Origin of the sequence: Catalinimonas locisalis (assembly GCF_038039535.1) — a bacterium.
GTDB lineage: Bacteria > Bacteroidota > Bacteroidia > Cytophagales > Cyclobacteriaceae > Catalinimonas.
The window spans coordinates 1-16,280 of the sequence record NZ_JBBPHP010000012.1 but is presented as its reverse complement, the minus strand read 5'-3'; the positions used below and the strand labels follow the sequence as shown (position 1 = coordinate 16,280).

Sequence of the window (16,280 nt, the reverse complement as noted above, 5' to 3'; positions counted from 1 at the left end):
ACAATTCAGGGCTCAAAAAGAGTTGATACTTTGTTGTAAACATTCTCCAAGAATTATTAAAACTTTATGCGACGAAGCCTAGTGCTTGTTTCTTTACTGATATGCTCTGTAAGTTGGTTAGTTATTTATGGAAAAGAAGATGAAACTAAAACATTCAAGCCTACAAACGGTCTATTTTCAGATAAATTTGTTAATTCTGACTCATTAGACTTTACACAAAACAAAAACATACCGGAAATTATCAGGAAAGAAGTGATTGAGGCTTTATCACATTATCCTGAACTTGCCGAGACTCCCATAGATTTTGTATTTCGCAAAGATATTATCAAATCCTTTATGCAGGCTCAACCCAAGTGGTACGGCATTTTCCAGGGTAAGAAAAAGAGAAGGTATATAGTTAAAATCACACCGGCCCTTAAACTAAAAAATAAATCTATACCTATTGAAGAACTGCCTACCGATGCTTTGGTAGGTTGGTTTGGACATGAGCTGGGGCATATCATGGATTATAAGAATAGAAGTGGATTTGCCCTCCTACGTTTTGGTATCGGCTATATGACCTCAGAAAAATATCTGATGAAAGCAGAGCAGAGAGCAGACCTGTACGCAATCAACCATCATCTTGGTAGTGAAATACTCAGCACCAAGCATTTTATTCTGGACCATGCCCAGATACCTCTCGCTTATAAAGAAAGAATCAGGCGACTGTATATGTCGCCTGAAGAGGTAATGGAAATTATTGATGCAGATGATAGTTTTCTACCGATTGAAGATGAAATAGAAGATGACGAGTTGTAGCAATTAGAGCTTGCTGGTAAACTCTTTCCATTCCTGGAATTCTTCTTCTTTCATCACTCTTGGCATTTTCACCTGCCCCCCTTTTTTCTTTTGCTTATCATTCCACTGATAAAAAGCACCGGGAGAGACTACCGTAACTTTGACATCTTTCAGGGCTTTGTCCCTTGCTACATTATAGTTTTTATTTACGCTTCTCAGTCGATCATCCAATGCCTTAGCCAGTACTTGTTCGTCAGTTTGTCCATCGCCATCAATGCCCAGATACCAATGGTGGATATAGTCGTTCTCAGGGCGTACCGCAGCGACGGTGAATTCGGGAATTCCTATATCAAACTTTTCTTCCAGGTGCTTAATGGCATCATTCATTTTCAGTACAGAAAGCTGAGAACCTACCACGTTCAGAAAATGCTTGGTGCGGCCAGAAATGATAATTTCGGCTCTTTCTTTATTGGTAAATTGCACGGTATCACCTATCATATATCGCCATGCTCCTGATACGGTTGAAATAATAAGGGCGTAATCTACCCCTTCTTCTACCTCATCCAGCGTCAAAGCTTTGGTGCCCTGAACGATAGCTCCATTTTCATCTATGTGTTCGTCTTTAAACGGCACAAATTCAAAGTAAATACCATTGCTGGTAGAAAGTTTCATGGCCATATGTTCATTAGGGCGAGACTGAAAAGCGATGAAACCTTCTGAAGTCAGATAAGTATCAATGATGGTGATTGGATGGCCAAGGAGCGCTTCAAAACTTTTGCGATAAGGCTCAAACGCTACACCGCCAGAAGTAAATACGCTCAAGCTGGGCCAGATTTCATGGATATGATTTAAGTTATGATATTCAATGATCTTCTTTAGCATTAGCTCATTCCAGGAAGGTATACCGCTCAACGCTCCGATGTCCCAATCTTTGGCATTTTTGGCAATCTGCTCTACTCTTTCATCCCAATCTTCCAGCGCGGAAATATCAGGTCCGGGGCGATAATAGCCTCTGAACCATGAGGGTATATTACTGGCGGAGATTCCACTGATTTCTCCTTCCAGATGATCACCATTATGACCAAGGTCGGTAGAACTGCCCAGCATCATCACTTCTTTTTCAAAGAAATCGGGAGGTAGATCAAAATTAGAAAGGGCTAGTACCTGTGCCACTCCCGTTTTACGAATCGCATCCAGCATATCATCGGTGATAGGAATTCTTTTAGCGCTATCACCGGTGGTACCAGAGCTCAGCGCATAATAATTGGGTTTTCCTGGCCAGGTGATGTCTTCACCTCCTTCTAACTGCCTTTGCCACCACTCTTCAAAGATTTGGTTATAGTCGTGATAGGGAACAGTAGCTGCAAATGCCTCAGGTATTTTTTTTTCGTTCAGAAGTGAGGCAAAATTATAGTATTTTCCAAAAGCAGTATTCTTTGCTTTTTTCAGAAGCTGCTGTAGCACTTCTTGTTGTTCTTCTACTGGTGAAGACTCAGGAACTACCTTATCCGTCAGTTCCAGAGCGGATTTAATGATATTGCCAAGTATGGCCATAGCTAAAAATTTATGATAGGTTCTAGTTAAAAAAAATGGTATTTGCATATAGATAACGTCAAAACGTACTCCGGGTTTAGAAGTATTTTTATCCTTATATACTTATAGAAAAATACGGCACATTTTAGAAATCTTAAATTATCATATATCATAAAAAAAATTTACCCATATGGGTAACACAATCAGCTTTCTTACGTGTAGTATAATATGAATTACCCAAACAGGTAAAAAATGACTGAAGATTTTAACACGGAAGACAAAATACTTTACGCTGCAGAAGAGATATTCCATCAAAAAGGATTTAGCGGAGCACGCATGCAGGAAATTGCTGATCGGGCTGAAATCAACAAAGGTTTGTTGCACTATTATTTTAAGACCAAAGACAAACTTTTTGAGGCAGTTTTCAGCAAAGCCTTTGATTTGATGGTTAACCGCCTGAACACCATACTTACTACTCAGCAGAGCCTGGATAATAAAATTGATCTGATGGTAGATGCTTATATGGGCATGCTGATCAAGCATCCGCATCTGCCGCTATTTGTCATCAATGAGCTCAACCGTCATCCTGATGAGTTTATCAACAGAGTACTTACCAATAAACGAAGGCCAAATATTCAGGCATTTCTGGAGGCTATACAATACGAAATAGATCAGGGAAATATCAAACCATTTCACCCTAAGCAGGTGATTATGAATATCATAGGGCTTTGTCTGTTTCCTTTTCTTGCCCGACCAATGATACAGGTACTGCTGGATGTAGATAACTCTGAATTTCAGAAGTTGATAAAGGAGCGAAAAGTGCTGGTAGCAGATTTTGTCAAAAGCGCTTTGCGGCCCTGAAATTTTTTTTACCCATAATTTACCCATTTAGGTAAAATAGAAAAATCGGATTTTCAATTTAATAGCCAATACCATGAAATATGGCCTATTCATTTTACTCTTGTATACGCATTCAGGTATAGCCCAAATGGCTGATACGCTTAGCCTGAAGGCCTGTCAGGATGAAGCGATCGCTCATTTTCCACTGCTCAAGCAACAGGAATTGCTACAGCAGGTAAGTCAGCTTCGCAGAGAAAACATACAGGCGGATTACCTGCCCAAGCTCAACTTAAACGGACAGGCTACTTATCAGTCGGACGTGATTCAGTTTCCGCTAAGTATGCCAGGAGCTGAACTTCCTGAACTCCCCAAGGAGCGCTGGCAGGTATCACTGGATATCAATCAGCCGATCTATAGTGGTGGAGGCAGAGCTGCTCGCCAATTGCTGGAAGAACAGCAGCTTGCAATTGACATGCAGCAACAGGAGGTAAATATTCAGCAGCTCAAACCTATGGTGCAGCAGAGCTATTTTTCCATACTGCTTGCCCGACAGTCTGAAGAAATTTTGCTGGGCACCAGAGATTTACTTCAGGATAAGCTAAAAACTGTTGAAGCTGGACTTAGGGGAGGAGTAGCCTTGCCTGCCGATGCATTGCGACTGCGTTCCAAAATTGCCAGGCTGGAACAGCAATTGGCTGAACTGACTGCCCGGGAAAATGCCGCATTGCACACCCTTAGCACACTGACCGGATTTGAAATCACAGAAGCCACAGCTTTACGTACGCCTGAAGTTAGTATTGCCAATACCAATATTGATCGTCCTGAACTTGAACTTCTGGCTTTGCAATCCCAAAACCTTGGGGCACAATCTCAGCTGATAAGTACAGAGAATAAGCCCATGCTTTCGGCTTTTGCTCAGGGTGGTTTTGGATATCCTAATCCGCTCAACTTTTTTGAGATCAACACCAGCCCTTATTATCAGGCGGGTGTCAGGCTGCAATGGAAATTTATGGACTGGGGAAGCATCAAAAGAAAGCGGGAAGAAGTGAGCTTGCAGCAGCAGATTCTCAGCACTGAGGAGGAAAACCTGGAAAGAAATATCCGCATTCAACTGGAACAACAGGAGGCTGACATGAGCCGGTACCAGCAATTGCTGGAGCAGGATGAAGAAATCATCAGCATGATGCAACAGATCAGACAATATGCTTCCCGTCAGTTGGATCAGGGCATCATTACACCGACAGATTATCTGGATGATGTACATGAAGAACAAAAAGCCCGACTCAACCATAGTTTGCACTACATTCAATTAATTCAGGCAAAAGTTGCCTATCTCACCGAAAAAGGACTTTACTGATGAAAACACCGATGACCATACTCACCCTTGCCCTACTGTTTACTGCTTGTCAGCAGGACTCAGATGTGGCCGATGCTTACGGAAATTTTGAAGCTACTGAAGTGACGTTGTCTGCTGAGGTGGCTGGTAAAATAATGAATTTTGATGCAAGAGAAGGAGAGGAATTTTATGAAGGTCAATTCATTGCGCAGCTTGACACCACACAACTGCACCTGAAAAAGCAGGAACTCAAGGCAGGTATCAATGCCATCAAAGCCCGTCAGCCGGGAGTATCCTCCCGCCTTGATGTATTGCAGGAAGAGAGGGAAAACGCTGCCGGCGAACTGAAACGCTTTCAGATTCTGGCTGAAGAAGGAGCCGCAACTACCAAGCAGGTAGACGATCTGCAAAACCGTCTGGAAGTATTGGAAAGACAAATAGCTTCCGCCCGTACTGAATTTGGACCGTTGGCTGCTGAAATAGAAACCATGGAATCCCGCATTACTCAGCTAGACGAGCAAATCAAAGATGCTCGCGTGGATGCTCCCCTTCATGGTACTATACTGGTGAAACTGGCCGAAGCGCATGAGATGGTCAATGTAGGGACGCCTCTGCTACGCATGGCCGATCTGGACTATCTGGAGCTGAGAGCCTACATCAGTGGTAGCCAGTTAGATGATGTGAAAATTGGTCAGGAAGTAGAGGTGCTTATTGATCAGGATGCAGACAGTTTTCATCGTTTGCGAGGCACCCTTAGCTGGGTATCGGACGAGGCGGAGTTTACCCCCAAAATTATTCAAACGAAGGAAGAAAGGGTAGACCTGGTATATGCGATAAAAGTGCGGGTCAAAAATGATGGTCGCCTGAAAATCGGTATGCCCGGCGAAGTATTATTCAATCCAAATGAAGCCGAATCATGATACAGACAGAGCAAATTTCCAAAAATTTCGGTGATGTGCAGGCGCTGAGTGAAGTGAATCTGGATATCAAAGAAGGAGAGCTATTTGGTTTGATAGGTCCTGATGGTGCAGGCAAAACCACACTTTTCCGCATCCTCACCACTTTACTGCTGGCTGACAATGGAAAGGCGAAGGTTGCTGGCTGGGATGTGGTAGAAGACTATCGCAAAATCAGACAACATGTAGGCTATATGCCCGGACGATTTTCTCTGTACCCTGATCTGAGTGTGCAGGAAAATCTGGAATTTTTTGCTACTGTTTTTGGCAGCAGCATTCAGGAAAATTATGCACTGATCCAAGATATCTACAGCCAGATTGAGCCTTTTAAAGATCGTAAAGCAGGTGCTTTGTCGGGAGGGATGAAGCAGAAACTCGCCCTCTCCTGCGCACTGATACACCGTCCGAAAGTACTTTTTATGGACGAACCTACTACCGGTATAGATCCAGTGTCCCGCAAAGAATTGTGGGAAATGCTGCGTAAGCTTAAAAGCGAAGGTATCACCCTGCTGGTATCCACTCCCTATATGGATGAAGCAAGCCTGTGTGAAAGAGTGGCGCTGATACAGAAAGGCAAAATTATGACAGTAGATGAGCCGGATAAGATTAGAAAAACCTTTAGTAAACCTCTGTGGGCAGTAAGTTCTGATCAAAGTATGTACAAACTGCTCAATAATTTGCGAGCCTACCCGGAAACTTCTTCAGCTTATGCTTTCGGAGAATATATTCACCTTACGCTTAAGCAGAAGCATATATTGGAATCCCTGAAATCGTATCTGAAGGAGTTGGGACATCATCGTCTGGTAATTAATCCGATACAGGCTACTGTGGAAGACCGTTTCATGGAACTGATGACCACCGAAGAAACGCAAGGCTCATGAATGCTCAATTTGTTATCGAAGCCCACAAGCTGAGCCGCCACTTCGGAAGTTTTAAGGCGGTAGACCAGATCAGTTTTGAGGTGAAAAGAGGAGAAATTTTTGGCTTTCTAGGAGCCAATGGCGCGGGTAAAACTACCGCCATGCGAATGCTTACGGGGCTGCTTAGTCCTTCGGAAGGTGAAGCTAAAGTGGCAGGCTTTAATGTATATCAGGAGTCGGAGAAAATCAAGCAGAACATTGGTTATATGAGCCAGAAGTTCAGTTTGTACGAAGACCTGACTATTGAGGAAAACATCCGTTTTTACGGAGGGATTTACGGGCTTTCCCGAAAGCAGATCAAAGAGAAGAGTAGTAGTCTTGTACATAAGTTACAACTATTTGAAATGCGCAAGCAACTGGTAAAAGCTTTACCGCTTGGGTGGAAACAAAGATTAGCTTTCTCAGTAGCTGCCCTGCACAGTCCCCAGATCATTTTTCTGGATGAACCCACCAGTGGTGTTGATCCTATCACCCGCCGACAATTCTGGGAGATGATTTATGAAGCTGCTGATGAGGGGGTTACCATTTTTATCACTACCCACTACATGGATGAAGCGGAATATTGCGATCGCATTTCCATGATGGTGGCCGGAAAAATAGAAGCTTTGGATACACCTAATCAGTTGAAGAAGCAATTCCATGCCGAGAGCATGAACGATGTTTTCATACAACTTGCCCGACCATGAAAAGATTTTTGTCCTTCGTCAAGAAAGAGTTTTATCATATATTCCGGGATGGGCGTACCCTGACCATTCTGTTTGGAATGCCAATTATCCAGATTATTCTTTTTGGGTTTTCCATCACCAATGAAATCCGAAATGCGGACATAGCCATTCTAGATAAATCCAAGGATAGTGCTACGCGGCAAATCACGGATAAGCTTTTAGCTTCAGGTTATTTCCGGCTTAGTAGCATATTACATTCTGAAGCACAGATTGAGGAGGCTTTTAAGAAAGGGGATATTAAGCTGGTCATTATTTTTGAACATAATTTTCAGAAAAAGCTGCTGAAAAATGGTAGCAGTAACCTTCAATTGATTGCCGATGCGACTGATCCCAACACCGCCTCTACACTCACAAGCTATGTGCGTGCTATTGTGCAGGATTATCAGTTGAGCCAGATGCAGAATAAGGCTGGTATCATTCAAGTTCAACCGGATTTGCGTATGCTGTACAATCCTGAGTTGGAAGGGACTTATATGTTTGTTCCCGGCCTCATTACAGTCATTCTGCTGCTGATTGGTGCAATGATGACTTCTATTACCATTGCGCGGGAAAAGGAATCCGGTACCATGGAGCTACTGTTGGTTTCACCTTTACGTCCGGCAGTCATCATTCTGGGTAAGTCAATTCCTTATATCGTATTGGCACTAATCAATGCAGCTACTATACTCATCATAGGCGCTACGATTTTTGGAATGCCGCTTGAGGGAAACCTGGGTTTACTGATCGCGGAGATCTTTCTCTACATTGTATTGTCACTGTCGCTTGGCATCCTGATCTCTACCATTGCTGAGACTCAACAGACCGCTCTCCTTTTTTCACTCATGGGTTTGATGCTGCCTACCATCATTCTGTCGGGTTTTATTTTCCCCATTGAGAGTATGCCGATCCCACTACAGTGGATAAGTAATATTATTCCTGCCAAGTGGTTCATCATCATTATCAGAAATGTGATGTTGAAGGGGACAGGTTTAGCTTCGGTAATTTTTGAGACAGCAGTATTGACAGGGATGACGCTATTTCTGTTAGCGTTAAGTATTCTTAAGTTCAACGTCAGACTCAGTCAGTCATGAGAAAGATATTTTTTCTGATACAAAAAGAATTTCTGCAGATTTTTCGTAATCGCAGCTTACTGCCGATACTTTTTGTGATGCCGGTGGTGCAGATATTCCTGCTGTCTTATGCAGCAAACTTTGAAATCAAGAATATCAAAGTATTTGTAGTAGACCATGACAAAAGTCAGGCTTCGGGACAGCTTCTGGGTAAACTGCAAGGCTCCGACTATTTTCAGCTAACAGGCAGCTCAGAAAATCTGGAAGAAGGCTATCAGGCTTTGGATTACGATCAGGCCGATGTGCTGCTCAATATTCCTCCTGAGTTTGAAAAGAATTTGTACAAACAAAAACAGGCCCCAGTTCAGCTTCTGATCAACGCGATCAACGGGACCAAAGCTGGATTAGCTAATTCCTATATCAGTACAGTCTTACAGGATTATAATCAAAATGTAGGTGCTGAAACTCTTAAGAGTAGGCAGTTCAATAGCGCAGTAATCAGAGTTGAAAGCAGCAATTGGTATAATCCTGAGTTGAACTACCAGACCTTTATGGTGCCGGGCATACTGGTACTTCTGGTCACCATGATTGCCGTTTTCCTGTCGGCCATGAACATCGTTCGGGAAAAAGAGATAGGAACGATTGAGCAACTGAATGTGACCACTATCAAAAAATACCAGTTCATTGTTGGTAAGCTGCTGCCATTTCTCATTATCGCCTTGGTAGAACTTAGCATAGGACTGCTTATTGCCCACTATCATTTTCAGATCAGTTTTGAAGGCAGCCTGGGTTTGATTTATTTGTTCGCCAGCATTTATCTGGTATTGGTTTTAGGCATGGGCATGTTTGTTTCTACCATTACCGACACCCAGCAGCAGGCCATGTTTGTCTCCTGGTTTTTTCTGGTAATTTTTATCTTGATGAGCGGACTATTTACGCCTATAGAAAATATGCCCGACTGGGCACAAATGATTACGCGATTTAATCCGGTAGCTTATTTCGTCAAGATCATGCGGATGGTATTGCTGAAGGGCAGTACTTTCACTGATGTAGCCCATCTTTTCGGCATCATTGCCCTTTATGCAATAGGTATTAATCTGCTGGCCATCTGGAACTATCGGAAGACCACTGCCTGATTTCAGATCCACAATTGTGAAATAAAGTGCACTAAAAACCCAGAAAATTTAATTTACGGGCTTTTTAAGTGCCAGGAGTGGGAGTGAATCGCCACTCCAACGGAATGCTGCCCAGTTGACCGGCACGACCTAATGTTCACAGGATGTAAACAAAAAAAGCTGGTCATATTGACCAGCTTTAAATGTACCAGGAGCGGGAGAACAAACATTATTTTCACTTGAATTTACTTAAATGTAAATATTTGATATACTGAACATTAAGCTTATTTTTGAAGCAATGAAGATTAAGTAAAATCAAATAAAAATAGAAAAACTGTCCTGAAAACTGTCCTGTATATGGCAAAGCTAAATTGGTACTTGGATAAGCCGAACTCCAAAAAAGAAACACGAATTTTACTGTATTATCATTTTGAAGGGAAAAGAATTAAGGTACCAATAGGGGAGACAATTGAACCATCAAATTGGGATAACAAAAAACAAAGAGTTAAAGAGAAAATATCTACTGAAGAATTTTATGAGGATTTGAATAAACGCTTAGAGAATATTGAAAAAGAGGTGAGGAAGGCTCATAGAAAAGCTAAAATAAATAGAACCGTTTTCACTAAAGATGATATTATAAAGGCTACTAAGCCAATTGAAAAATTGGACTTCTTTACAGAATACAAAAAATTTATTGAATCTAAGAAAAATACGAGTAAGGAAAGTTCAATAAAGAAGCATTATACCACATACAATTCCCTTAAAAAATTTCAAAAGAGTACTGGTTACAAAATTACTTTTGAAAGTTTAAATGATGTTTTTTTTGATAATTATATTACTCATTTGATAAGCCATCCAGATTATCTGACAAAAGATGATCATATCATTAATATTCCTGATAAAAAAATTGGATTAGCCAATAATACAATTGAGAGTTATTTAGTACGGCTCAGAGCTTTTATGAATTATGCTACCGAGAAAGAGTTAACTATCAACAAAAACTATAAGAAATTTAAAGTAAAAGAAGATGATGTTGAGATTATTCACTTAGATATTGAAGAAATTGAAGCTTTTGAAGAGTTAGATTTATCTGGAAATAAAAAACTTAATAATGTTAGAAATTTATTTCTATTAGAATGCTACACATCTTTACGCTATTCAGATATCGTAAATTTAAAGCCTGATAATATTAACGAAGATGCAATTCTAATTAATCTTACTACTATAAAAACTAATGATAGGCTAAAAATACCAATTTCACCTCCTGCTAAAAAAGTTATTAAAGAGTTTTTGGAAGGAAATATGTATCCAATTAGCGCTCAGAAATTTAACACATATTTAAAAGAACTAGCTCAAATGGCAGAGTTAAATGAGCCAATTATTATTACAAGAAATAGCGGGTCAAAAAGGGTAGAACTGCTTTACAATAAATATGAATTAATCACCTCACATGTAGGGAGGAAAACATTTGTAACTATCCATTATTTAGGAGGGGTTAGAACTGAAATACTCATGTCTATAACAGGCCATAAAGATTATAGAAATTTTAAAAGATACTTAAAAATAGGTGAGAAAGATAAGGCTAAAGCTATTAATGATGTGTGGCTTAAATATAAGCCTGAGATAGTATAACTAAAGTAAATAGCATCCAAAATCATGTCTCCATTCAAGTAGACTTTTTTACAACCCATTGATTTCTAACCAGGGTTATTTGAATGAATTTTCTAAGTGGAAGCTTTATTCAAATAAGTGAAATTGTATTTTACGATTAATCACGGATAATCCCAATTAATCCCAAATGATCCAGTATAATCCCAAATGGATTTGACCTTTAATTAGCATCCTTCTTACTTGAATCTAACATTAAATAAAAAATAATTATGGAAGACAGAATGTTAATAATTACTACAAAGCAGCAGTTAATGGATTGTTTAAAAGAGTTAAATCAAAATAAGATAGGGGTATTATCTGAAGATAAAGAAGACAAAATTCTCAATAGGGAAGAGGTTGCCAGCTTGCTGGAAATATCATTAGGTACCCTAAATTCTTGGATGCAAAGAGGAGTTATTGAATATTCTAAAATCGGGCATAGGGTCTTTTTTTCAAAGAAAGATGTATTAGATGCTATAAAAGCAAAAAAAAGAAAAACCTAAGGGAATTAGACTATAGCAACAAGTTCATAATTCCCCCGACGCAAAAATTATAATCTAATCTAAACTTGCGGTAAGCTTTCTTCCCATTAGGTAATGAAGGAATGCAAACAATAGCAACCAGAGTCAAAATGAGGGCTTTGACTCAGTATTCTATTGCCAGTATCAAACTATAATAAAACATGTCCATATTAAGAAAAATATCAGATAGTTTTTCTAACCTGTCTGATGAAGCACTTTACCCAGATCCTGTACCAGTTGAGTCACCACTTTTACCTGTTAAATCATTTACAGAATCTATGTTACCACTTCCTATTAGAGCCTGGATGAAAGATATTTCTCAAAGGCTTTGTGTTCCTTTGGACTTTGTCGCAGTTTCTGCAATTTGTATGCTTGGATCAGTGATAGGTGCAAAAATCAGAGTCATGCCAAAAGAGAAAGATGATTGGGCTGTAACTCCAAATCTTTGGGGAGGGATAGTCGCTCCTCCTTCCTCCAATAAGACCTCTTGTTTAAAACTTACACTACAACCTTTACAGTATTTACAAAATTCATCCCGTGAAATTTATCAATCAAATCTAGTATCTTATGAAGCTGCCAATGAAGCCCATTCTGCGCTTATTAAAAACCTAAAAACTGAAATTAAGAAAAATAAGAGTAATGAGTCTGTAAAGGCATTAGAAGAAGCTCTTAGAAATAAACCTGAAAAGCCTGTATTAAAGAGATATCAAGTTAATGATGTGACCCCAGAAAAGCTAGCTGATATTTTAACTGAAAACCCAAATGGGGTTTTACTTTTTAGGGATGAGATCGCTAGCCTATTAAGCTTGTTAGATAAGGAAGGTAATGAACAAGCCCGTTCTTTTTTTTTAGAAGGTTGGAGTGGAGATAGCCCTTTTCTAATAGATAGAATTCAAAGAGGATCTACTTTAATTCCCAATAATTGCCTGTCAATTTCAGGAGGGATACAACCGGATAAACTTATAAATTATTTGATACAGAATATATCTACAAAGAATGATGGTTTAACTCAAAGATTTCAGCTACTAGTTTATCCTGATAATTCTGTACAACAAAAATATGTTGATAAATCTCCAGATAGAATTGCGTTGAAAAATGCAGTTCAGATTGTTGAAAAACTAGCAAGTGACAGCTTATTACACTTTGGGATTAAAGAACCAAAGAATGATTATGTCCACTTTCATTACAGTGCTGATGCTCAACTTCTGTATATTAAATTTTATGAAAGTCTTATGAGTAAAATTCATAACGCTGAGATTCCTACCTTACTAAGAGAACATCTGAATAAATACCGTAGTCTGGTTCCCTCATTGGCATTAATATTTCATTTATTGGACTTAGCGGATGGTGGTAAGTCTGAAGAAGGCATATCAAAAAAAGCTACTGAACTAGCTATTCAATGGTGTGATGTGCTTGAAACACATGCAGCCAGGATTTACGAATTGGCAGGCAATCCTACAAAAAATAGTGTTAAAAAACTTGCTAAAATGTTGTTGCAAAAAAAGCTGACTGGCGAGTTTAATCGTAATATTATTATGCAGAAGAAATGGAGTAGCCTTAGACAACTTAATGAAGTTAGGGAGGCTCTTACAATTCTAGAGCAGCATGATTGGATTATTGAAAAAAAAATCTCCGAAGCAAAAGGACCTGGTAGGCCAAGGAACAAAGTTTACCGTATCAATCCCAAGATTTACAATATATCTCATAATTGAACCTATAAAACCTATAAAATTATTTTGTGGGTTTTATAGCATGCAATAACCCTACTATAATAAATATTATCTTGAGTATCATAGCATGTTAAATATTGCATTAGATAAACGTCTTGGAAGCCATAAACCTAAAAAATGGAAGTGTCCCTCACCTCACTGTAGAAAAAAAAGATATGTGCGATACTACAACTTTGATACAATGGAGTATTTGCCATATGAGTTTGGAAAATGTGACCGTGAGAACAATTGTGGCTATTTCAACAAACCCGATAGTAATTATTTCAAATCTCTATATGAAAATGAAAGTTATGATACTGTAAAGAATCATAACATTGCTCCACCTAAAAAAATACATGCTTCAAGTATAAATACACCACCTTTTTCAACTATCCCACATGATAAATTTAAGGCTACATTAAAGTATTATGAGCATAATTACTTTTATCTGTTTTTGGAGCACAAATTTGGTAATTGTTGGGCTTCTAAAATAGCAAATATGTATCATTTGGGAACTTCTCGTCAATGGCCAGGGGCAAACATTTTTTGGCAGGTAGATGAGAATGGCCTGATACGTACTGGTAAAATCATGCTCCACGATCCTGACTCTGGGCGTAGAAGTAAATACCATTTCAACTTTGTTCATTCACTATACCGTCCTGACAATTATCAGTTAAAACAGTGTTTATTTGGCCAGCATTTGTTATCTCAAGTTGATGACGATACAAAAATTGCTATTGTGGAAGGAGAAAAGACTGCTATGATAGCAAGCTATTTTTTCAGAGACATTATTTGGCTGGCTACTGGTGGAGAAACTCTTTTAAATGAAGAGAAATGTAAAGTTCTTCAAAATAGAAAGGTAGTATTTTTCCCAGATTTGGAAGAGAAAGCAAGAAAGAGGTGGACTCATATTTCTCAGGAGGTGAATCAAAAGTACAATATTCAAACTACAGTTTCTGACTATAAAGCGGAAATAAATGATGGGTCCGATATAGCAGACCATTTGCTGGACCAATTACCTATAGACAAAACGTTTGGAAATGTGCTGAATGAACTGGGGTATCCAGATGACTGGGATTGAAGAATTATTATCCCTAATGTACGTAATAGAAAGTCACGGAACTGTTGCGTGAAGCAACGTAAATGCTGCGAACTTAAAGCTACGGGGATCTAGCGTGACTGCATTGTGCTCAGATTCTACCCGAATAGTAAGCCTTCTTTTGATGGAATCTTGTATGGCTACAATGAGACATACTTTGCGAACATGCTTTTTGATTCTTAATCCTTCTTTTGGTGGAATTTTTTATTAATAAACGCCCAGTAATCATTGCGTGAATTTACGAGATGCTGCGAACCTAAAGTTACGGGAATGTAGCGTGACCTCATTTTGCTCACTTATTAACCTCATAGTAACCCTTCTTTTGGTGGAGTATGCTCTTGGTGCCAGAGAATTCCTTATTGGTGTGCAGAAGAAAGTAAAGTCTTAATCCTTCTTTTGGTAGAATTTATTATCAACAAACGTCCCATAATCATTTCGTGAATTTCTGAGATGCTGCGAACCTAAAGTTACGGGAATGTAGCGTGACCTCATTTTGCTCACTTATTACCATGCTAGTGATCCTTCTTTTTATGGAGAACGTTATCGGTGAATCCAAACACCTGACGCTAAGGAAATAAACATAGGGTCTTAATCCTTCTTATGGTGGAGTATGCTATCGGTGTTTGATACTGAATACTGTAAAGATTTAGTACAGGAGTCTTAATCCTTCTTTTGGTAGATTTTTTTCATTAATAAACGGTCCCGTAATCATTGCGTGAAGGTCCGAGATACTGTGAACCTAAAGTTACGGGCATTTAGCGTGACTGCATTTTGCTTAATTATTATACTACTAGAAATCCTTCTTTTGATGGAGTAAGCTATCGGTGAATGACCCAAAAAACTAAATACATCCCGGCCACTGCGTCTTAATCCTTCTTTTGGTGGAGTATGCTATCGGTGATTTTCATTTCAACACTGGCACTACTTTTTTTAAGTCTTAATCCTTCTTTTGGTGGAGTATGCTCTTGGTGTGCAATTCCATGAAGGGCTGAGCAAAGATAATGTGTCTTAATCCTTCTTTTGGAGGAGTTCTTCATCAATAAATGTCCCGTAATTTTTCTGTGAATTACCGTAAATGCTGCGAACCTAAAGTTACGGAAATATTGCGTGATACATTTGCTCACATCCATGCTAGTGATCCTTCTTTTGGTGGAGTATGCTATCGGTGTACATGATCAGTAACGTTCGCTCAAACAGATTCCCGTCTTAATCCTTCTTTTGGTGGAGTATGCTATCGGTGATGTATTTAAACAACTTAAAATTGAGCATGAACCTAGTCTTAATCCTTCTTTTGGTGGAGTATGCTATCGGTGAGTACAGATTATCACTATAAGATTGAGATTGAGTAGTCTTAATCCTTCTTTTGGTGGAGTATGCTATCGGTGACTGGTATGAAGATGAAGAGGAAAATTATTTTCAGGGTCTTAATCCTTCTTTTGATGGAGTAATTTCTAAATAAACGTCCTGCAACTATTGCGTGAATTCCCGTAAAGATAGCGAACATAAAGTTACGGGAATATAGCGAGACCTCAATGTGCTCACTTATTACCATGCTAGTGATCCTTCTTTTGGCGGAGTATGCTATCTATGCCTGATCGTGTTGATCCATCAGGAGGACGCAATGTATAGTCTTAATCCTTCTTTTGGTGGATGGAGTATGCTATCGGTGACTGAAGAAGAAAAATAATTATCCATCTTACACACTGCCTTAATCCTTCTTTTGGTGGAGTATGCTATCGGTGAGAAAATGGGCATACTATCTGGTAATAACCGAATTGTCTTAATCCTTCTTATGATGGAGTTCGCTATATGGTTTTGTTAAACCCTTAAATCACTACCACGATGAAGGGAGTCTTAATCCTTTTTATGATGGAACATTAGATCGGTGATAACATGCGATTGCTCAACTGCTCTTGTAAACATGTCTTAATCCTTCTTTTGGTGGAGTATGCTATCTGTGTTGTGGATGAGCTTGAACTTGCAATAAAAAACTGGACAAAAAGTTAAGCAGCTTTTTGAAGTTGATTCAAATTTTGTCCGTACTGTTCTG

14 protein-coding genes are annotated in these 16,280 nt (G+C 39.3%); 13 read left to right on the top strand and 1 reads right to left on the bottom strand.

Annotated features, from left to right (window positions below):
* Positions 1-66: 66 nt before the first annotated feature.
* Positions 67-798 (top strand): hypothetical protein, encoded by a 732-nt coding sequence (locus WJR50_RS16200; protein ID WP_341294354.1) that lies wholly within the window; start codon positions 67-69, stop codon positions 796-798.
* Between the two features lie 3 nt (positions 799-801).
* On the opposite strand, the gene WJR50_RS16195 is transcribed toward WJR50_RS16200, so the two are convergent.
* On the bottom strand, positions 802-2,331 hold the full coding sequence (locus WJR50_RS16195; protein WP_341294353.1) for a GH3 family acyl-acid amido synthetase: 1,530 nt from the start codon (positions 2,329-2,331) through the stop codon (positions 802-804).
* Between the two features lie 231 nt (positions 2,332-2,562).
* Here WJR50_RS16195 and WJR50_RS16190 point away from each other — a divergent pair, with 231 nt between their 5' ends.
* The 12 genes from WJR50_RS16190 (at position 2,563) to WJR50_RS16135 (ending at position 15,917) form a co-directional block, all read left to right on the top strand.
* A complete protein-coding gene (locus tag WJR50_RS16190; RefSeq protein WP_341294352.1) occupies positions 2,563-3,171 on the top strand; it encodes a TetR/AcrR family transcriptional regulator in 609 nt (202 codons plus the stop codon).
* A gap of 73 nt (positions 3,172-3,244) precedes the next feature.
* Complete coding sequence (locus tag WJR50_RS16185) at positions 3,245-4,507, top strand: TolC family protein (RefSeq protein WP_341294351.1); 1,263 nt, start codon at positions 3,245-3,247, stop codon at positions 4,505-4,507.
* A complete protein-coding gene (locus tag WJR50_RS16180; RefSeq protein ID WP_341294350.1) occupies positions 4,507-5,406 on the top strand; it encodes an HlyD family secretion protein in 900 nt (299 codons plus the stop codon). The genes WJR50_RS16185 and WJR50_RS16180 overlap by 1 nt, the downstream gene beginning before the upstream one ends.
* The gene (locus tag WJR50_RS16175; protein ID WP_341294349.1) at positions 5,403-6,323 is read left to right on the top strand and encodes an ABC transporter ATP-binding protein; all 921 of its coding nucleotides are present in this window, start codon (positions 5,403-5,405) and stop codon (positions 6,321-6,323) included. The genes WJR50_RS16180 and WJR50_RS16175 overlap by 4 nt, the downstream gene beginning before the upstream one ends.
* Entirely contained in the window at positions 6,320-7,048 is a 729-nt protein-coding gene (locus WJR50_RS16170) for an ABC transporter ATP-binding protein (protein WP_341294348.1), read from the top strand. The genes WJR50_RS16175 and WJR50_RS16170 overlap by 4 nt, the downstream gene beginning before the upstream one ends.
* Positions 7,045-8,157, top strand: a complete 1,113-nt coding sequence (locus WJR50_RS16165; RefSeq protein ID WP_341294347.1) for an ABC transporter permease — start codon at positions 7,045-7,047, stop codon at positions 8,155-8,157. The genes WJR50_RS16170 and WJR50_RS16165 overlap by 4 nt, the downstream gene beginning before the upstream one ends.
* Entirely contained in the window at positions 8,154-9,272 is a 1,119-nt protein-coding gene (locus tag WJR50_RS16160) for an ABC transporter permease (protein WP_341294346.1), read from the top strand. The genes WJR50_RS16165 and WJR50_RS16160 overlap by 4 nt, the downstream gene beginning before the upstream one ends.
* A 336-nt stretch (positions 9,273-9,608) precedes the next feature.
* Entirely contained in the window at positions 9,609-10,883 is a 1,275-nt protein-coding gene (locus WJR50_RS16155) for a site-specific integrase (protein ID WP_341294345.1), read from the top strand.
* A gap of 248 nt (positions 10,884-11,131) precedes the next feature.
* Entirely contained in the window at positions 11,132-11,404 is a 273-nt protein-coding gene (locus WJR50_RS16150) for a helix-turn-helix domain-containing protein (RefSeq protein WP_341294344.1), read from the top strand.
* A gap of 179 nt (positions 11,405-11,583) precedes the next feature.
* Positions 11,584-13,134 (top strand): YfjI family protein, encoded by a 1,551-nt coding sequence (locus WJR50_RS16145; RefSeq protein WP_341294343.1) that lies wholly within the window; start codon positions 11,584-11,586, stop codon positions 13,132-13,134.
* 85 nt (positions 13,135-13,219) lie between these two features.
* Positions 13,220-14,212, top strand: coding sequence for a DUF6371 domain-containing protein (locus tag WJR50_RS16140; protein WP_341294342.1), 993 nt, complete (start codon positions 13,220-13,222; stop codon positions 14,210-14,212).
* A 1,552-nt stretch (positions 14,213-15,764) separates the two neighbouring features.
* On the top strand, positions 15,765-15,917 hold the full coding sequence (locus WJR50_RS16135; RefSeq protein ID WP_341294341.1) for a hypothetical protein: 153 nt from the start codon (positions 15,765-15,767) through the stop codon (positions 15,915-15,917).
* Positions 15,918-16,280 lie beyond the last annotated feature (363 nt).